This window comes from Magnetospirillum sp. LM-5 (genome assembly GCF_902729445.1).
Taxonomy (GTDB): Bacteria; Pseudomonadota; Alphaproteobacteria; order Rhodospirillales; family Magnetospirillaceae; genus Magnetospirillum.
This window is the reverse complement of sequence record NZ_CACVCE010000023.1, coordinates 35,761-54,520: the sequence shown is the minus strand read 5'-3', so window position 1 is coordinate 54,520 and position 18,760 is coordinate 35,761. Positions and strand designations below refer to the sequence as shown.

Below are 18,760 nucleotides of genomic sequence, written 5' to 3'. Positions count from 1 at the left end.
CCACCGGTTTCGCTGCCCCCCGGTTTCGCCAGTTTCAACTGGTGCCATCAACGTCAACCGCGACACCAGTCCCGGATCACCCCTGCCGGATGAGTGTGGGGCCCGCGCGGGTGACTAGCCCCCAAGAATGGCAGTGCGAATTGCTGATCCTCGGAGTTCGCGCTGGCTCTTGCGTCCGACAGCTTCCCGTGCCGCAAGGCTGTAGTTTTGGGGCACAGCATTGGCGAAGGAGAGCAACTTTCCGCCAACAACTGGAGCCCCCAGGGCCTTAATAGCCGTGTTGCGGGAAAGCTCACAGACGAGACTGAAGAAGTTAGCCTTATTCCACCACATGGAGTCGTTTGGAAGGTCCATTAGATGGATAAAGCCCGCAGCCTCGTTTAGCGCATTTATGACCTCTTCCTTTTCATGAAACTCACTGTTCTTATCCTCAAGGAACTTTCTCACCTTGTCGTTTCGATTATAGTAACCGGAGAGATATGTGCACATTATATTCAAGGTGAACATCAGCGGCACTTTTCTATCAAACTCTAGTCTTGTGAAGATCGCACGGTTCTGAATCAGCATCGCGAATGGTCCATCCGCCTTCTCCAATAGCCAATTCCAAGCGCCTTCATCGATTCCTGGGTCGCGAGCAAAACTGTTGGCCTCGGGGTCGCCTTCTTCTGCCGAGTCATCTACATCGATGAGTTCGTCGTCAGTCATGAACGCCTGCTTCGTAATCTCACCGCATAGCACCCTGGCGACGAGGAGAAATTCCGACGCGCTGTACTCGGATGCAATTTTCTCGATGGCAGATAGGGAGTAGTATGTTCTGTTCAGACGGTGAAAAATCTCTTTCAGCCTAGGGTCCCCAGCATCCAAATCGAAATCGATAACCGCGATTTCATACTTCAGGAAACCCTCTTTCTCCTTCGGAGTTAGGTCGGAGAACTGCTTGCCATCAACATCAAGTTTGCCCTCAATGAATTCGCGTATCGTATTAAGCCTCTGTTGCCCGTCCACGACGCACTGATAGGCCTCCATCGTTTCCAAGTCTATTGGGCCGCGTGCAAGGAATATTTGCGGGAACGGATAGCCCTTTAATATGGTGTCAATGAAGTCGCGCTTGTGAGCGTCCCTCCAAACCAAATTTCTCTGAAAATATGGCGTGAGTATAAGGCGGGCATTCCGCATGGCAGAGTAAAGATCGACGATCTCGCGAGATCGCACTTGAAAGCGAAGATCATTTTCCATGCGTCACCTACTTGAAAAATCCGGCTAATGCGGCGTCTTGCTTCCAGCAGAAAGCATATTCGTTCATATAAACAGCAATAGAGATTTCGCCAAAATAAGGAGCGTATTTCCTCGTAAGCTTTTGCTCAAAACCCTGCCACTCTCGGCTAATTTCAGATCTCGGCATGAGGGAAACCCTTATCATCCCCCTCCGCAGAATGCTCTGTTTAAACAAATCAATTTCGTCCCGACTCAGCCCTGAGAATTTTGTCTCGTCAGTAAATGCGCGCGTGGATGTGATCACGTCTGTCCAACTGTCTTGAAACAGGTCCGCGCTAACGCAGGCAACGTCGAGGTCCGAAATGCCGGGCTGGAACATCTTGTTCTTGAGTATACTGAATCCAAGCTGAGCCGAACCAGTAAAGCAAACAGAAGCATAGCTAATTCTGAAGAATTGCGCCACATCTTGCTTGACAGAATACTCGACATCCCGGAGGCCCTTTAAAGCGCAGGCTCTCTCCTCAATGAAGAGGCGGCGCGCACGGTCTAACCGGCTCCGATAGAGGGTCCCGATCTCCCGAAGTGATTTTTTCAGGGACTCAAGAGCTGCGGTCGTCATATACGAAGAAAGCCAGTTCTGCCCATCTGTTGAACCCATTGTGGCCCCGTCGCAGCGCATCTATCAATAGTTATGTTCAAGGCTGGCTTGGCATTACGGGTTGTCCACGGATACCTCTATAACGGTATAGCAATCCGCCCACCCATCTAGCCCGCCTTAAAAATTGCCGAAATAGCTGCCGCCCCCGCTCGGAGTGAATCATCATACAGATGCAAATGCCGGCTGGTGGTCTTGTGGTCGCTATGCCCCAGCAACCCGCCAACCACCTGTAGCGGCACGCCCTGGCGGGCGGTGAGGCTTGCGAAGGTGTGGCGCAGGTCGTGGATGTGGCAATCGGCAATCTTGTCGATGGCGGATTTGGTGAGCTTGGCCCTGAGGCCGGCATCCTTCCTCATCGCTTCCTCCCGCCTGCCGATGTAAGGGCGCTTGTAAGCGCCCAGGTCATCACCAAGTCATCAAACCATAGGCAGAAACAGGCATAACGCGGCATCGCCGGGCATGGCCGGTTTCGGTTAAGGTATTGATTTCGAAGCGAAAGAGGCTGGAGCGGGTGAAGGGAATCGAACCCTCGTCGTAAGCTTGGGAAGCTTCTGCTCTACCATTGAGCTACACCCGCATCCCCGAAGGGACCGGCATTATGTCGTCTTGGCCTGTCGTCGGCAAGAGGGTGATCGAGCGGGTGGGGGGATCGCACCCGCCCGGCCGTCGCCCGAAGGGGCGGCTTGTTTCCTGAAGCCTCCCCACTCAGAAGAATCAATCATCATTTTCCCCCTGGTTGCTGCGCCGCGATAGGGCCTATCGTCATCGGCGAACACACTGAAAAGACAAAGACAAGGCAGAAAGGGAGGTCCCATGTTGCACGGTAAGGTGCTGGTGGCCCAAGGTGGCGGGCCGACTGCGGTCATCAATCAAAGCATGGCCGGCGTCGTGCTCGAGGCCAGAAAATTCCGCAACGTCGATCTGGTCTATGGCGCCTATCACGGCGTGCGCGGCATCATCAACGAGGACTTCCTGGATCTCACCCAGGAAACCACCCACAACCTGGAAATGGTCGCCGGCACGCCGTCCTCGGCCCTGGGCTCGACCCGCGACAAGCCCGACCTCAAATATTGCCAGGAGATCTTCAAGGTCCTGCAGGCGCACGGCATCGCCTATTTCTTCTATATCGGCGGCAACGATTCGTCCGACACCGTCAGGATCGTCTCGGAAGAAGCCCGCCGCGCCGGCTATCCGCTGCGCTGCATCCACATCCCCAAGACCATCGACAACGATCTGGTCGGCAATGACCACACCCCGGGCTTCCCATCGGCGGCGCGCTTCGTGGCGCAAGGCTTCATGGGCGCCAATCTGGACAATGCCGCCCTGACCGGTGTCTATCTGGCCGTGGTGATGGGTCGCCATGCCGGCTTCCTGACCGCCGCCTCGGCGCTGGGCAAGAAGTTCCCCGACGACGGCCCGCACCTGATCTATGTGCCGGAACGGACCTTCGTGCTCGACAAGTTCCTGGCCGACGTCAAGGCCACCCAGGACAAGTACGGCCGCTGCGTCATCGCCGTGTCGGAAGGCATCCACGACGACAAGGGCCAGCCGATCATCACCCAGCTGGCCAAAGAGGTCGAGCACGACGCCCACGGCAACGTGCAGCTGTCGGGCACCGGCGCCCTGGGCGACCTGCTGGCCGAGGAGATCAAGACCAAGCTGGGCATCAAGCGGGTGCGCGCCGATACCTTCGGCTATCTGCAACGGTCCTTCGTCGGCTGCGTTTCCGACGTCGATCAGCGCGAGGCCCGCGAGGTCGGCGAGAAGGCGGTGCAATACGCCATGTGGGGTCAGCAGGACGGCTCGGTGGCGATCGAGCGCACCGGCTTCTATTCGGTCGAGTACAAGCTGCAGCCGCTGGAAGCGGTGGCCGGCAAGACCCGGGTGATGGAGGACGAGTTCATCAACGCCGAGGGCAACGGCGTCACCGACGCCTTTCGTATGTATCTGCGCCCATTGTTGGGCTCGGGCATGCCCGACGCCTTCCGCCTGCGGACCAATCACGTGCCGAAGGTGTTGGGCAAATAACCGGCGGCTGTTTGCGCCGGGGCCAAAACGCGCTATCTATGGAGGGGTCTCGACTAGGCCCCTCCGTCGATGGAAATCACCCGCTTGCACTCCGCCCCCCCTTCACCCGAATCGCTCGCTGCCCGGCCACCCGGGCAGGTGGGGGTGCTTGACGGATTGTCGTTCAAGCAGGCCTTCGCGACCCTGGTGATCGCCCTGGGCGTCGGGCTGGGCATCAGCGGCTGGGAACTTTACGCCGAATATCAGCGCCTGCACGCCCGCACGCTGCAATCCACCCAGGACGACCTGCAGCTGGTGCGCGGCCTGGCCATCGAGGCGGCCTATCAATTGTCGGCCGATCTGGCCGGCGAAGTGGTGGGCGGGCTGTTCCGCGCCGAGGCGGTGACCGAGGTGCGGCTTCTCGACAATTTCGGCGGCAATCTGGGCCATATGGTGCGGGCCAAGACGGTGTCGCCGATGCCGTCCACCGCCGAGCGGCTGTTCGGCGACGTCACCCGCCACCGTCAGACCCTCGAATCGCGCGCCCCCGACGGCAGCTTGACCACCGTCGGCACGCTGGAACTGACCCTGGATTCCAACACCTTGATGAACAGCTGGCTTGGCCAGGTCACCGCCACCATCTGGTCCGGCGCGGTGCGGGCCACGCTTTTGTGCGTGCTGATGGTGGCGGTCTTCTACATCCTGATCACCAAGCCGCTTTTGAAGATCTCGGCGGCCATCGGCCGGGTCGATCCGTCGAAGCCCGGCACCGCCCTGGTCAGCCTGCCGCGCCACCACGACCGCGACGAGCTGGGGCTGCTGGTCGGCAATGTCAACGCCATGTTGACGGGGGCGCAATCCAACCTGGACGCCCGCGACAAGGCCGAGGGCGAGCTGGCCAGCCTGGCCCGCACGCTGGAGCGCCGCGTCGCCGAGCGCACCGCCGAGTTGGCCCGCGAGAAGGAAGGGGTGGAACGCGCCCTGGCCCAGCTCAACATCGCCAACGCCGAGTTGGAGCGCGCCTCGCGCGATATCAACGACGGCATCCGTTACGCCAGCCGCATCCAGACCGCGCTGCTGCCCGACCAGGGCGCGCTGGCCGGGCTGGTGGATGAATTGGCCATCGGCTGGCAGCCGCTGGACATGGTCGGCGGCGATTATTACTGGGCCGGCACCTTCGGCAATCGCGGCGTCATCGCGGTGATGGACTGTACCGGCCACGGCGTGCCCGGTGCCTTCATGACGGCGGTGGTGGCGTCCAGCTTCTCGCGCGTGCTGCACCATCACGGCCACGACGACCCGGCCGAGATCCTGACCCAGTTGAACCGGCTGGTGAAATCGGCCTTGCGCCAGGACCGCGAGACGGCGGTGTCCAATGACGGCCTGGATGCCGGCATCTGCGTGATCGATCGCGGCGCCGGCACCGTCACCTGGGCCGGCGCCAATCTGCCCTTGCTGGTGGGCAAGGGCGGCGAGATCGAGCTTTTGCGCGGCGACCGCATGAGCCTGGGCTATCAGGACAGCCCCGAGGATTACCGCTTCACCTCGCACCAATTGGCCTGCGAGCCGGGCACCGCGTTCTATCTGTTCACCGACGGGGTGATCGACCAGGTCGGCGGCGAGAACCGCCGACTGTTCGGGCGCCGCCGCCTGCAGCAGATGCTGGCCGAGAATGCCGACCGGCCGTTGACCGAGCAGATGGATCTGCTGTTCCAGCGCCTGGGCCAATGGCGCGGCGACGAACGCCGCCGCGACGACATGACCTTCGTCGCCTTCAGGCCGCTTTAGAGCGGATTTCCAACGATCTGGACGAGATTTCAATCCGCGACAAGCCCGCGCGGCGATTCGTGTCTTGAAAATCCGATAAGAATAGTCCGTCCGAAAGGATGAACGCGGGGGGATGGCCATCCCCCCGCGTTCGGCGAGGCGGAGACCGAAGGCGTTTAGGGCCAGCATTCCCGTCGCTCAGTGTGGTTCCCGTCTCGCCCCATCTCGTAAGCCCGAACAGTTGTCCGGCGCAAGAGGCCGAAATCACGAGACAGGGACGGACGATGGACCAGACGACGCAATTCATCGGCCTCGACATTGGCAAAGCCCAGATCGAGGTCTTTATCCCAGGCACCGGCGACACCCTGACGATCGCCAACACCCGTATGGGCCTGGCGGCCCTGCGGCGCCAGCTTCGGAATGTTCCCCATGCTCACGTCATCATGGAGGCCACCGGCGGCTATGAACGCTTGGCCCACGAAACCCTGACCCGGGCGGCGATTCCGACGTCGGTGGTCAACCCCGTCGAGGTGCGCCAGTTCATCCGGGCGATGGGCAAGCGGGCCAAGACCGACGCCATCGACGCCGCGATGCTGGCCGAGTTTGGGCGTGTCCGTCAGCCCGCCCCGACCCCGGTGCCGCCAGCCGAGGAAAGCCGCCTGTCGGAGCTCCTGCTCTACCGGCGCCAACTGATCGACGAACGCACGCGCCTGACCAACCAGATGCCGCATTTCCGCGACGCCCTGGTTCGGCGATCAGCCGCCAGCCGCCTCAAGGCGATCGCGGCAGACCTAGAGAAGATCGAGGCCAGCATGATGGCGACCGTCAACGCTTCCGCCCGCCTGAAGGGCTTATTTGCCTTGATTTGCAGCGTTCCAGGGGTGGGACCGATCTCCGCCATCACCCTTCTCGCCAACCTGCCGGAACTGGGGTGCCTGACCCGCAGGCAGATCGCCGCATTGGTCGGCGTCGCCCCCTTCAACCGCGACAGCGGCGGCATCAAAGGCCACCGCGCCATCGCCGGAGGTCGACCACAGGTCAGAATGGTGCTCTACATGGCGGCCCTGGTCGCCATGACCCACAACAAAATCCTGCGCACCTTCAAGGACACCCTTGTCGCCAAAGGGAAGCCAAAGAAGGTCGCCATCATTGCCTGCGTCCGCAAACTGGTCACCATCCTCAATGCAATCGTCCGAGACGGCAAGCCCTGGCCCGCTGAACAGACAGCCTGACAAGACAGTTGCTGAGCGGGCCCGGCACGGGGCGCATCATGCAAACCAGAGCAGGTTTCGATTGATCGAAATCTGCTCTAGGCCGGTTGATCACCACGAAATTTCGTCTTCCGCCACCAATCGGCCGATGGCCGGGCGGGCGAACAGGTAGCCCTGGAACTGGCCGATCCCCAGGTCCAGCAGGCAATCGCGTTCCTGGGGCCGTTCCACCCCTTCCACCACCAACGATATGCCCAGCACCTTGGCGGTCACCACCAGCCCCTGAACGATGGCCTGGCGCGGCCGATCGGCGTCGATGTTGGTGACCAGGTGGCGATCGATCTTGATCTTGTCCGGCTGGAAGTCGGCCAGCAGCGACAGGCCGGCGAAGCCGGCGCCGAAATCGTCCAGCGCGGTGATGAAGCCATGGCGACGATAGGTTTCGATGATCGCCGTGATGTGGGCGTGGTCGCCGATGCGTTCGTCCTCGGTGAATTCGAAGGTGATCAGTTCGGGCGGGAAGCCGTGTTCGGCCGCCGCCGCCAGGGTCAGGCGCAGGCAGGCCTCGGGGTGGTAGACGGCGTTGGGCATGAAGTTGATGCCCAGCCGACGATCCAGACCCAGGCTGGCCGCGGACTCGATCGCCTTGACCCGGCAGGCCTGGTCGAAGGCATAGCGGTTGGCATCGGTGACCTGGGCCAGCACCCAGGCCGCCCCTTCGCCGTTGGGGCCGCGCACCAAGGCCTCGTAACCATGAATCCGGCGCTCCGGCAGATCGACGATGGGCTGAAAGGCCATCTGGAGGTCGATATCGACACCCCCGGCGCAGCCGCCGCCGCACGCTGCCCGGTCGGCCATCACACCACACTCAGGTCGAAAGCCGCCGCCATCAGGGCGCGGGTGTAATCGGTCCGAGGCGTTTCGAACAGCGTTTCGGCCGGGCCGGCCTCGACCACCAATCCATCCTTCATCACCATCACCTCGTCGGCCAAGGCCCGCACCACGCGCAAATCGTGGCTGATGAACAGATAGGCGATGGAATGCCGGATTTGCAAGTCGCGCAACAGATCGACGATCTGCGCCTGCACCGAGACGTCCAGCGCGCTGGTCGGCTCGTCCAGCACCATCAATTTCGGCTTCAGCACCAGGGCGCGGGCGATGGCGATGCGCTGGCGCTGGCCGCCCGAGAATTCATGGGGATAACGGTCGGCGGTGGCCGGGTCCAGGCCGACCTCGGTCAGGGCCTGGTCGATCAGGGCGCGCCGCTCGGCGGCATCGGCGCCGATCTGGTGGACCTCCAGCCCCTCGCCGATGATCTGGGCCACCGACAGGCGCGGACTGAGGGACCCATAGGGGTCCTGGAACACCATCTGCATGTGCCTGCGCAACGGCCGCAGCCGGCCCGCCGCCAATCCCTGCAGATCGGTGCCGTCGAAACGGATCGCGCCCTGGCTGTCTTGCAGCCGCAACAGCGCCAGCCCCAGCGTGGTCTTGCCCGAGCCGGATTCGCCCACCACCCCCAGGGTGCGCCCGCGACGAAGCGTCAGCGACACCCCGTCCACCGCCTTGACGTAATCGATGGTGCGGCCCCAGATGCCGGCCTTCAGCGGGAAATGGACCCTGAGGTCGGTGAGTTCGAGGACCGGTTCGGCCTTGTCGCCGCGGGCCGGCGGGCGGCCCTGGGGCTCGGCGGCGAGCAGGCGGACGGTATAGGGATGGGCCGGCGCCGTGAACACCTGCTCGACCGGACCGGTTTCGACGATCTCGCCCTGGTTCATGACGCAAACCCGGTCGGCCATGCGCCGGACGATGCCCAGATCGTGGGTGATGAACAACAGCGCCATGCCAAGGCGCGCCTGCAGTTCCTTCAACAGCGCCAGGATCTGCGCCTGGATGGTGACGTCCAGCGCGGTGGTCGGCTCGTCGGCGATCAGGATGTCGGGCTCGCAGGCCAAGGCCATGGCGATCATCACCCGCTGGCGCTGGCCGCCCGACAATTCATGCGGAAGCGCCCCCAGCCTGCGTTCCGGGTTGGGCAGGCCGACCAGGGTCAAAAGCTCGACCACCCGGGCCCGCAAGGCATCGCCCCGCAGGCCCTTATGGATTTCAAGGACCTCGCCCACCTGCGCCGCGATGGAATGCAGCGGGTTCAGGCTGGTCATCGGTTCCTGGAACACCATGGCGATGCGGTTGCCGCGCACGGCGCGCATCACCGGCTCGGGCGCGCCCACCAGTTCCTGCCCGTTCAGGCGAATCGAGCCGCCGGGATGGCTTGCCCGCGGATAGGGCAGCAATTGCAGGATCGACAAAGCGGTCACCGACTTGCCCGAACCGGACTCGCCCACCAGCGCCAGGGTCTCGCCCCGTTCCAGGGTGAAGCCGATGCCCTTGACCGCGTCGACCGCGCCGTCGCCCTGGCCGAAACGGACGCGAAGATCGGTGACTTCCAGCAGCGGGGGCGCGGTCATGTGGTCTTCCTGGGATCGAAGGCATCGCGCACCGCCTCGCCGATGAACACCAGCAAGGACAGGATCACCGCCACCAGCAGGAAGCCGGTGATGCCCAGCCAGGGCGCGTGCAGGTTGGATTTGCCCTGGCTCAGCAGCTCGCCCAGCGACGGCGAGCCCGGCGGCAGGCCGAGACCCAGGAAATCCAGCGCCGTCAGCGACACGATCGAGCCGTTCAGGATGAACGGCATGAAGGTCAGCGTGGCGACGGCGGCGTTGGGCAGGACGTGGCGGACCATGATGCGGGCATCGTTCATGCCCAAGGCCCGGGCGGCGCGGACATAGTCGAAATTGCGCGCCCGCAGGAACTCGGCCCGGACCACTCCGACCAGATTGGTCCAGGAAAACAGCAAAAGCACCGACAGCAAGGTCCAGAAGCCCGGGCTGATCACCGAGGCGACGATGATCAGGATCAACAGTTGCGGCAGGCCGCCCCAGATTTCCAGGAAACGCTGGCCGACCAGATCGACCCGGCCGCCGAAATAACCCTGCACCGCGCCGGCCGCCACACCCAGGACGGAACTGACCAGGGTCAGGGCCAGGCCGAACAGCAAGGACAGCCTGAGCCCATAGATCAGCCGGGCCAGCACGTCGCGGCCCTGGTCGTCGGTGCCCAGCCAGTTGCCGCCGCCGGGCGGGGCCGGATGGGGACGCGGTTCAAGGTAGTTGATGGTGCCGAAGGAATAGCGCACCGGCGGCCACAGCGCCCAGCCCTTGGCATCGATCAGTTCGGCGACGGCGGGATCGCGGTAATCGGTGGCGGTCTTGAAGTCGCCGCCGAAGGTGACCTCCGGATAATCCTTGATCATCGGCACATAGAAGGCGCCGTCATAGCGCACCAGGATCGGGCGGTCGTTGGCGATCAGCTCGGCCGCCAGCGACAGCGCCAGGACGCCCAGGAAGATCCACAAGGACCAGAAGCCGCGACGGTTGCGGCAAAAGGTTTCAAGACGGCGCCGGGTCAACGGGGTCATGAATCCCTCCGCCCGAAATCGATGCGCGGATCGACCCAGTGATACATCAGGTCGCCCACCAGGTTCAGCACCAGCCCCAGCAGGGTGAACAGGTAAAGGGTGCCGAACATCACCGGATAGTCGCGGTTGCTGACCGCTTCGAAGCCCAGCAGGCCCAGGCCGTCCAGCGAAAAGATGATCTCGATCAGAATGGACGAGGCGAACAAGATGCCCACCAACGCGGACGGAAAGCCGGCGATCACCAGCAGCATGGCGTTTCGGAAGATGTGGCGGTAAAGCACCTGGTTTTCGGTCAGGCCCTTGGCCCGGGCGGTGATCACATATTGCTTGTTGATCTCTTCCAGGAACGAATTCTTGGTCAGCATCGTCAGGCTGGCGAATCCGCCGATGACCATGGCGGCGACCGGCAACGCCAGATGCCACAGGTAATCCAGGACCTTGCCCGCCGCCGACAGAGTGTCCCAGTCCGGCCCGGTCAGGCCCTTTAAGGGGAACCACTGGACATATCGCCCGCCGGCGAACAGCACGATCAGCATGATGGCGAACAGGAAGCCCGGCACGGCATAGCCGACGATCACCGCCCACGAGGTGGCGACGTCGAAGGTGCCGCCGTCGCGCCGGGCCTTGGCGATGCCCAACGGGATCGACACCAGATAGATGATCAAGGTGGTCCACAGGCCCAGCGACACCGACACCGGCATCTTTTCCAGCACCAGATCGACCACCGGCACGTCGCGATAGAAGCTTTTGCCGAAATCGAAGGTCAGGTAATTGCCGACCATGATCAGGAAACGCTGGTGCGCCGGCTTGTCGAAGCCGAACTGCTTCTCGATCTCGGCGATATATTTGGCATCCAGGCCTTGAGCGCCGCGATAGGCGCCGGTGGTGCCCTCGCGCGCAGGACCTGCGGCCTGAATGTCCGAACCGGCGCCGCCGATACGCGATGCCGCCCCGGCATGGCCCTCGATGCGGGCGATGGCCTGCTCGACCGGGCCGCCCGGGGCCAACTGGGCGATGGCGAAATTGACCAGCAAAATCCCCAGCAAGGTGACCGGGATCAGGATCAGGCGGCGGATGGCATAGGCGAGCATGGATTTATTTCATCCACCAGGTGTGCATCTGCCAACCCTTCATCGGAACCGATTTCGGCATGCCGAATTTGTCCCAGAAGGCGACGCGATCATAGGGGATATGCCATTGCGGCACCACGTAATGGTTCCACAGCAACACCCGGTCCAGCGCCCGGGTCCGCGTCACCAGACTGTCGCGGTCGGGCGCCGAGATCACGCTTTCGACCAGCCTGTCGATGGCTGGGTTCTTGATGCCGCCGACATTGCGCGCCCCCTTCTGCTCGGCCGCCTGGCTGGTCCAATAGCTGGCCTGCTCGTTGCCGGGCGACAAGGACGCCCCCCAGCTCATGACGATGACGTCGAAATCGTGGCCGCGCACGCGGTTGACATACTGGGTGGAATCGACGGTGCGGACCGTGGCCTCAATGCCCAGCCGGGCCAGGTTGCGGACCCACGGCAGGGCGATGCGCTCGAAGGCCGGCGAGTTCAGCAGAACCTCGAAGACGAAGGGCTGGCCGGCACCATCGACCAGACGACCATCCACCACCTGCCAGCCGGCCGCTTCCAGCAACGCCACCGCCCGTTTCAGGTTGGCCCGGGCATAGCCGGTCCCGTCGGTGACCGGGCTGCGGAATTCGCTGGTGAAGACCGCGTCGGGAATCTGGCCGCGCAGGGGTTCCAGGATTTTCAGCTCGGCCGCGTCGGGCAGGCCCTTGGCGGCCAGCTCGGAATTGTCGAAATAGGATTGGGTGCGGGTGTACTGGCCGGAAAACAGCGTGCGGTTGGCCCATTCGAAATCGAAGGCCAGGCCCAAGGCCTCGCGCACCCGGATATCGGTGAACAAAGGCCGGCGCAGATTGAAGGCGAAACCCTGCATGCCGGCCGGGCGCTGGTGGGCGAAGTTTTCCTTGCGGGCGCGGCCATCCTTCAGGGCGGCCCAATCCTGATAACCCGAGGCCCATTTCTTGGCCTCGTTCTCGGGCCGGATGTCGTATTCGCCGGCCTTCAGGGCTTCCAGCGCCACCGTCGAATCGCGGTAGACGTCATAGCGGACGCGGTCGAAATTGAACTGGCCCTTGCGCACGGGCAAATCCTTGGCCCAGTAATCCTTGACCCGTTCATAGGTGACGAAGCGGCCGGGCTCGAACTTGGCGACGCGGTAGGGGCCGCTGGACAAGGGCGGCTCCAGCGTCGTTTCCTCGAAGGCGCGGCCTTGCCAGTAATGCTTGGGCAGAATGGGAAGCTCGCCCAGGATCAGCGGCATCTCGCGATTGTCGCCGGGCTTGAAGGTGAACTTGACGGCGCGCTCGCCGACTTTCTCCGCCCGCTCGATTCCCGCATAATAGAAGCGGTAGCTGGGTGCGCCCTTGGTGCGCAAGATGTCCAGCGAGAAGATCACGTCCTCGGGCGTCACCCCCCTTCCGTCATGAAAGCGCGCTTCCCGGCGCAGCGTGAAGATCACCCACGAACGGTCGGGCGGGGTCTCGACACTTTCCGCCACCAGCCCGTACATCGAAAACGGCTCGTCGTCCGACGACACCATCAAGGTGTCATAGGCCAGCCCGATACCGTCGGGCGATTGCCCCTTGGCGATATAGGGATTGAAGGAATCGAACGGATCGGTGTCGGCCAGCTTCAGCTCGCCGCCCTTGGGCGCGTTGGGCACCACAAAGTCGAAATGGGAAAATCCGGCCGGATATTTCAAGGCGCCATGCATGGCCAGTCCGTGCCGGGGTTCGGCGGCGGCGGGCACGGCGAGCAGCAGGGCGAGCAGGAAGGCCAGGATGCGCATGGGCCTTCAGTGTGGCGCCAACATCAAGACGCGGCAAGCACCTTCAACGCCTGGGCGTGGGCGCGGCTGTCGCCGGCCGCGCACAGCGTGCCGTCGGACGCGATGGTGACCGCGCGCCCCGTCCAGTCGGTGACGGTGCCGCCGGCCTGTTCGATCACCGGGATCAGGGCGCAGTAATCATAGGGTTTGAGACCGGCCTCCACCACCAGATCGACGAAGCCCGAGGCCAGCAGGGCATAGGCATAGCAATCGCAGCCATAGCGCGGCTGACGCACCATCGCTGCGATGCGGTTCCAGGCCGGCAGGGTCCGGCTGTCGAAATGTTCCGGCCCGGTGGTATAGGCATAGGCCTTTTGCAGTTGGTCGCAGGCGCGCACCCGGGCGGGCTGACCGTTCAAGGTGGTGGGATGGCCCAGACCGCCGATCCAGCGTTCGCCCAGGATGGCCTGATCGACGATGCCCAGCACCGGACGGCCGCGGTGGCACAGCCCGATCAGGGTGCCGAAGCTGGGCTTGCCGGTGATGAAGGCCTTGGTGCCGTCGATGGGGTCCAGCACCCACACCCATTCGGCGCCGGTATTTTCCTGGCCGTGTTCCTCGCCGAAGATGCCGTGCTCGGGGAAGCGTTCCTTGATCAGCACCCGCATCGCCGCCTCGACCTCGCGGTCGGCGATGGTGACCGGCGAATCGTCGGCTTTGACATCGACGGCGACCGGCGTGCGGAAATAGCGCTTCACCACCGGCCGGGCGGCATCGGCCAAGGCGTGGGCAAGGGTGACGAATTCGTTGGGAACGGCCTGCATGATCGACCTTCGTGTAAGGTTGGGTGCAGTCTGGCGTGAAATCAGCGATCCGACCAGACCCGAATGGGGATTTCGCCGCCCCTTCCGCCGGGTTAGGATTTGTCCCACCCGAACCAATGAACGGATCGTCATTGCCGGGCTTGACCCGGCAATCCATGGACCCCCGGGTCAAGCCCGGGGGTGACCAAGATAAATAAGGAAACGCTTATGTCGTCCTTGAACCCGGTGATCATCATCCCCGCCCGCCTGCCCGCCACCCGGCTGCCCAACAAGCCGCTGGCCGACATCTGCGGCGAACCGATGATCGTGCATGTGTGGCGCCGTTCGGTTGCCGCCGGCATCGGCCCGGTGGTGGTGGCCGCCGCCGATCCCGAGATCGCCGATGCCATCAAAGCCCATGGCGGCACGGCGGTTCTGACCGACCCCGATCATCCGTCGGGATCCGACCGGGTGTGGGAGGCGTTGGAAAAGATCGACCCCGAGCGCCAGTTCGGCGCGGTGGTCAACGTCCAGGGCGACCTGCCGACCCTTGATCCGGCGATCATCCGCGCGGTGTTCGAGCCCTTGGATCAGCCGGGCGTCGATATCTCGACCCTGGTGGCCGAAATCGAACTCGAGGAAGAGCGCACCAACCCCAACGTGGTCAAGGCGGTGTGCGGCTTTACGCCTGGCGGCCGCATCGCCCGGGCGCTGTATTTCACCCGCGCCACCTGCCCGTCGGGGGTTGGCCCGCATTACCACCATATCGGCCTTTACGCCTATCGCCGCGAGGCCCTGGCCCGCTTCGTCGCCCTGCCGCAGGGCGTGCTGGAGCGGCGCGAGAAGCTGGAACAGCTGCGCGCCCTGGAAAACGGCATGCGCATCGATTGCGCCTTGGTTGACACGGTTCCGCTGGGTGTCGATACTCCGGCCGATCTTGAACGGGCTCGTGCCCTGATTGCCGCCGGACCATGACCGACCATACCGAACCTTCGCGCGCTATCGCTTTCCAGGGCCTGCCCGGCGCCTATTCGCACCTGGCGTGCAAGAACGCCTTCCCGGCCATGGTGCCGCTGCCCTGCATGACCTTCGAGGACGCCTTCGCCGCCGTGCGCGAGGGCCGCGCCCGCTATGCCATGATCCCGATCGACAATTCGCTGGCCGGCCGCGTCGCCGACGTGCATCACCTGATGCCCTATTCCGGCCTGCACATCATCGGCGAGCATTTCGAGCGCATCAACCACCACCTGCTGGCCCCCAAGGGTGCGACGCTGGAAGGCATCCGCTCGGTGGAAAGCCACGTCCACGCCCTGGGCCAGTGCCGCAACCTGATCCGGTCGCTGGGCCTGACGGTGATCGTCGGCGCCGACACCGCCGGTGCCGCCTCGGACGTCGCCAAGTCGGGCGACCTCTCGCGCGCCGCCATCGCCTCGGAACTGGCGGCCGAGACCTATGGGCTGGTGTCCCTGAAGGCCAATATCGAGGACGCCGAGCACAACACCACCCGCTTCATGGTGCTGTCGCGCGACGCCATCGAACCCAATCCCAACCAGCCCAACGTCACCACCTTCGTCTTTCGGGTGCGCAACCGGCCGGCGGCTCTTTATAAGGCGCTGGGCGGCTTCGCCACCAACGGCTTGAACATCACCAAGCTGGAAAGCTACATGGTCGGGGGCGAATTCGTCGCCGCCCAGTTCTATGTCGATGTCGAGGGCCACCCCGCCCAGCGCCTGCTGCGCCTGGCCCTGGAAGAGCTGGAATTCTTCAGCCACGAGGTCCGCATCCTCGGCGTCTACCCCGCCCATCCGTTCCGTCTGGCGCAGCGCGTCGCCGGGGAGTAAGCACCCATGCACACCACTTCCGTCGTCGTCATCGGCCTGGGCTATGTCGGCCTGCCCCTCGCGGTCGGCATCGCCCGCCACTTCCCGACCATCGGCTTCGACATCTCGACCGAGCGGGTGAAGGAACTAAAAGGCGGCCACGACCGCACCGGCGAGATCGAGGCCGATCGCCTGCGCGCCTCGACCATCCACCTGACCGCCGATCAGGCCGAGATCAAGGGCAAGGACGTCTATATCGTCACCGTGCCGACCCCGGTCGATCTGGAGAACCGCCCCGACCTGGGCCCGGTGCTGAAGGCCTGCGCCACCGTCGGAAGCGCCATGGCCAAGGGCGCGGTGGTGGTGTTCGAAAGCACCGTCTATCCCGGCGTCACCGAGGATATCTGCGGCCCCGAACTGGAACGGGTCTCGGGCCTGAAATGCGGCACCGACTTCTTTCTGGGCTACAGCCCCGAGCGCATCAATCCCGGCGACAAGGAACACACCGTCGACCGCATCACCAAGGTCATCGCCGGCCAGACCCCGGCCATCACCGAGATGCTGGCCGGCATCTACGGCGCGGTGACCACCGGCGGCGTGTTCCGCGCCGCCTCGATCAAGGTGGCCGAAGCGGCCAAGGTGATCGAGAATTCCCAGCGCGACATCAACATCGCCTTCGTCAACGAACTGGCGATGATCTTCCAGAAGCTGGGCATCTCGATCCACGACGTCCTTGAGGCCTCGGCCACCAAGTGGAACTTCCTGAACTTCAAGCCGGGCCTGGTCGGCGGCCATTGCATCGGCGTCGATCCGTTCTATCTGGCCACCTGCGCGCTGAACAACGGCCATCACCCGGAAATCATCCTGTCGGGCCGACGCATCAATGACGGCATGGGCCCGTGGATGGCGGCGCGCATCTCCGAGCAACTGGCGCCCAAGTCGCGCGTGCTGATGCTGGGCCTGACCTTCAAGGAAAACGTGCCCGACCTGCGCAACAGCAAGGTCATCGACGTCATCCGCGGGTTGACGCAACGCGGCCACACCGTCGATATCCACGATCCCTTCGCCGACCTCGACGAAGCCCGGCACGAATACGAGGTCGAGCTGATGACCGGCCTGGACGGCGCTTCGGGCTATGATTGCGTGGTCGGCGCGGTGCCGCACGATGCCTATGCCGGCTTCGGCCCGGAAGCCTTCGCCAAGCTGGTGGCCCGAAACGGCCTGGTCGCCGACATCAAGGGGATGTGGCGCAACACCGAGATGCCCGACGGCATCCGGGTCTGGCGGCTTTAGCCCTTGCGCATCCTGTTCGTCACCGCCAGCCGTATCGGCGACGCGGTGCTGTCGACCGGTCTGCTGGCCCATCTGGCCCGCCAATACCCCCAGGCCCGCTTCTGGGTGGCCTGCGGCGCCCCGGCGGCGCCGTTGTTCGCCGCCGCCCCGTTCGTCGAGCGGGTCATCCCCATGGTCAAGCAACGCCGCTCGCGCCATTGGCTGGAACTGTGGAAGCAGACCGTCGGCCATCGCTGGCACATGGTGGTCGATCTGCGCGGCTCAGGCCTGGCCTGGCTGCTGCCGACGCTCAAGCGCCGCATCATCAAATCCTCGTGGGAGGAAAAGCACCGGCTGATCCATCTGGCCGGCGTGCTGGGGCTGGATATTCCCCAAGGCCCGGTGGTGTGGACCACGCCCGCGCAGGATGAGCAGGCCGCCCGCCTGCTGCCGGCCGGCCCACAGGTCCTGGCCATCGGCCCCACCGCCAATTGGGGGGGCAAGCAATGGCCGGCCGAGAATTTCGCCGATCTGGTCACCCGGCTGACGGCCGAGGGCGCCATCCTGCCCGGCGCCCGTGTTGCGGTGTTCGGCGCGGCCTCGGAACGCGCCTCGGTCCAGGCGCTGCTGGACCGGGTGCCGCCCGAACGCCTGGTCGACCTGATCGGCACCGTCGATCTGGGCACGGTGCCGGCGGTCCTCAAGCGCTGCGCCTTCTATGTCGGCAACGATTCCGGCCTGATGCATATCGCGGCGGCCACCGGACTGCCGACCCTGGGCCTGTTCGGCCCCAGCTCCGAAGTGTTCTATGGACCATGGGGCGAGCATTGCGCCTCGGTGCGCGGCCCGCGCTCGTTCACCGACATCTGCCATGCACCCGATTACGATTACAAAAGCCAGGAATGCCTGATGCGCGACCTGTCGGTGGACAAGGTGACGGCCGCCGCCGAAGCCCTATGGACCCGAAATCATCCCGGCCGACCATAGGCCGCCAGCATCACCCGGACTGATTCGGCGATGGTGGTCTCGGCGGTCGGCCGCTCGGCCGGCTCGAGCCCCAGCAGGGCGCGGTGGAACACCTCGCCGCGCAGCATGTTGACGAACAAATCGGTGGCCTGCCAGGGATCGGGCACGACCAATTGGCCCTGACGGTCCAACGCCGCCAGCGCCTCGGCGACGCGCTGCTTGCCGCGCCACGGACCCTGTTCGTAATAGATGCGGGCCAAATCGGGGTGACGGGGCGATTCCGCCACCACCACCCGATAGAGCGCCATCACCTCGGGCGCCAGGAACAGATCCATCAAGACCCGTGCGATGGCGGTAAGCGCGGTGCCCCCGTCGCCCTTGGCGGCCAGGACCAGCCCGCCGAGGCCTTCCGCCTGATCGTCGCAGCGGCGACAGATGATGGCGCCGAACAGATCGTCCTTGTTGGCGAAATGGGCGTAGATGGTCGCCTTCGACACCCCGGCCGAGGCCGCCACCATGTCCATGCTGGTGGCGGCATAGCCTTGCTCGCAGAAGCATCCTTGCGCGGCGTCAAGGATGGCGGCGCGTTTGGCGGCCGAGCGGGGGGAAAGTACTTTGGTCATAAATCTAAACTAAACCAACCAGTTCAGTTTTTCAAAGCCCCTGCGAGGCTCTTTCGCGCACGCCCTCAATCTGCTAACCACCTTGTGGGGATGCTG

Annotated in this window: 17 protein-coding genes and 1 tRNA gene; 7 read left to right on the top strand and 11 right to left on the bottom strand. The window is 64.0% G+C overall.

Annotated elements, in window-relative coordinates:
• Nucleotides 1–114: 114 nt before the first annotated feature.
• The 4 genes from MTBLM5_RS09875 to MTBLM5_RS09860 form a co-directional block, all read right to left on the bottom strand.
• A complete protein-coding gene (locus tag MTBLM5_RS09875; RefSeq protein ID WP_173975955.1) occupies nucleotides 115–1,236 on the bottom strand; it encodes a DUF262 domain-containing protein in 1,122 nt (373 codons plus the stop codon).
• 7 nt (nucleotides 1,237–1,243) lie between these two features.
• Nucleotides 1,244–1,873 carry a hypothetical protein gene (locus tag MTBLM5_RS09870; RefSeq protein ID WP_173975954.1) on the bottom strand — a complete coding sequence of 210 codons (630 nt, stop codon included), beginning with the start codon at nucleotides 1,871–1,873 and terminating at the stop codon, nucleotides 1,244–1,246.
• 107 nt (nucleotides 1,874–1,980) lie between these two features.
• A complete protein-coding gene (locus MTBLM5_RS09865) occupies nucleotides 1,981–2,229 on the bottom strand; it encodes a tyrosine-type recombinase/integrase (RefSeq protein ID WP_173975953.1) in 249 nt (82 codons plus the stop codon).
• Between the two features lie 147 nt (nucleotides 2,230–2,376).
• Nucleotides 2,377–2,450, bottom strand: a tRNA-Gly gene (locus MTBLM5_RS09860).
• 236 nt (nucleotides 2,451–2,686) lie between these two features.
• Between MTBLM5_RS09860 and MTBLM5_RS09855 the strand changes: the two genes are divergently transcribed.
• The 3 genes from MTBLM5_RS09855 to MTBLM5_RS09845 all read left to right on the top strand — a co-directional run bounded on the left by MTBLM5_RS09855 (nucleotide 2,687) and on the right by MTBLM5_RS09845 (nucleotide 6,879).
• Entirely contained in the window at nucleotides 2,687–3,901 is a 1,215-nt protein-coding gene (locus MTBLM5_RS09855; protein ID WP_173975952.1) for a 6-phosphofructokinase, read from the top strand.
• A gap of 144 nt (nucleotides 3,902–4,045) precedes the next feature.
• Nucleotides 4,046–5,668, top strand: a complete 1,623-nt coding sequence (locus MTBLM5_RS09850; protein ID WP_254430978.1) for a SpoIIE family protein phosphatase — start codon at nucleotides 4,046–4,048, stop codon at nucleotides 5,666–5,668.
• Nucleotides 5,669–5,931: 263 nt separating this feature from the next.
• The gene (locus MTBLM5_RS09845) at nucleotides 5,932–6,879 is read left to right on the top strand and encodes an IS110 family transposase (RefSeq protein ID WP_173975950.1); all 948 of its coding nucleotides are present in this window, start codon (nucleotides 5,932–5,934) and stop codon (nucleotides 6,877–6,879) included.
• Nucleotides 6,880–6,969: 90 nt separating this feature from the next.
• On the opposite strand, the gene MTBLM5_RS09840 is transcribed toward MTBLM5_RS09845, so the two are convergent.
• The 6 genes from MTBLM5_RS09840 to hisN are packed head-to-tail and all read right to left on the bottom strand — an operon-like array spanning nucleotide 6,970 to nucleotide 14,004.
• On the bottom strand, nucleotides 6,970–7,716 hold the full coding sequence (locus MTBLM5_RS09840; protein WP_173975949.1) for an EAL domain-containing protein: 747 nt from the start codon (nucleotides 7,714–7,716) through the stop codon (nucleotides 6,970–6,972).
• The gene (locus tag MTBLM5_RS09835; RefSeq protein ID WP_173975948.1) at nucleotides 7,716–9,326 is read right to left on the bottom strand and encodes an ABC transporter ATP-binding protein; all 1,611 of its coding nucleotides are present in this window, start codon (nucleotides 9,324–9,326) and stop codon (nucleotides 7,716–7,718) included. Before MTBLM5_RS09835 ends, MTBLM5_RS09840 begins: the two co-directional genes overlap by 1 nt.
• Nucleotides 9,323–10,339, bottom strand: a complete 1,017-nt coding sequence (locus tag MTBLM5_RS09830; protein WP_173975947.1) for an ABC transporter permease — start codon at nucleotides 10,337–10,339, stop codon at nucleotides 9,323–9,325. Before MTBLM5_RS09830 ends, MTBLM5_RS09835 begins: the two co-directional genes overlap by 4 nt.
• A complete protein-coding gene (locus MTBLM5_RS09825) occupies nucleotides 10,336–11,430 on the bottom strand; it encodes a microcin C ABC transporter permease YejB (RefSeq protein ID WP_173975946.1) in 1,095 nt (364 codons plus the stop codon). The genes MTBLM5_RS09830 and MTBLM5_RS09825 overlap by 4 nt, the downstream gene beginning before the upstream one ends.
• Before the next feature lie 4 nt (nucleotides 11,431–11,434).
• Nucleotides 11,435–13,201, bottom strand: a complete 1,767-nt coding sequence (locus MTBLM5_RS09820) for an extracellular solute-binding protein (RefSeq protein WP_173975945.1) — start codon at nucleotides 13,199–13,201, stop codon at nucleotides 11,435–11,437.
• A gap of 23 nt (nucleotides 13,202–13,224) precedes the next feature.
• Nucleotides 13,225–14,004 (bottom strand): histidinol-phosphatase, encoded by a 780-nt coding sequence (gene hisN, locus MTBLM5_RS09815; RefSeq protein WP_173975944.1) that lies wholly within the window; start codon nucleotides 14,002–14,004, stop codon nucleotides 13,225–13,227.
• Nucleotides 14,005–14,211: 207 nt separating this feature from the next.
• On the opposite strand from hisN, the gene MTBLM5_RS09810 reads away from it, so the two are divergent.
• Genes MTBLM5_RS09810 through MTBLM5_RS09795 form a run of 4 tightly spaced genes read left to right on the top strand, consistent with a single transcriptional unit; the run spans nucleotide 14,212 to nucleotide 18,062 of the window.
• Complete coding sequence (locus MTBLM5_RS09810; RefSeq protein WP_173975943.1) at nucleotides 14,212–14,958, top strand: 3-deoxy-manno-octulosonate cytidylyltransferase; 747 nt, start codon at nucleotides 14,212–14,214, stop codon at nucleotides 14,956–14,958.
• Nucleotides 14,955–15,824, top strand: coding sequence for a prephenate dehydratase (locus tag MTBLM5_RS09805; protein ID WP_173975942.1), 870 nt, complete (start codon nucleotides 14,955–14,957; stop codon nucleotides 15,822–15,824). Before MTBLM5_RS09810 ends, MTBLM5_RS09805 begins: the two co-directional genes overlap by 4 nt.
• A gap of 6 nt (nucleotides 15,825–15,830) precedes the next feature.
• Nucleotides 15,831–17,096, top strand: a complete 1,266-nt coding sequence (locus MTBLM5_RS09800; RefSeq protein WP_173975941.1) for a nucleotide sugar dehydrogenase — start codon at nucleotides 15,831–15,833, stop codon at nucleotides 17,094–17,096.
• A 3-nt stretch (nucleotides 17,097–17,099) separates the two neighbouring features.
• On the top strand, nucleotides 17,100–18,062 hold the full coding sequence (locus MTBLM5_RS09795) for a glycosyltransferase family 9 protein (RefSeq protein ID WP_173975940.1): 963 nt from the start codon (nucleotides 17,100–17,102) through the stop codon (nucleotides 18,060–18,062).
• Here the strand turns inward: MTBLM5_RS09795 and MTBLM5_RS09790 are convergent.
• Complete coding sequence (locus tag MTBLM5_RS09790) at nucleotides 18,044–18,664, bottom strand: TetR/AcrR family transcriptional regulator (protein ID WP_173975939.1); 621 nt, start codon at nucleotides 18,662–18,664, stop codon at nucleotides 18,044–18,046. The two genes, MTBLM5_RS09795 and MTBLM5_RS09790, sit on opposite strands and share 19 nt — an antisense overlap.
• Between the last annotated feature and the right edge of the window lie 96 nt (nucleotides 18,665–18,760).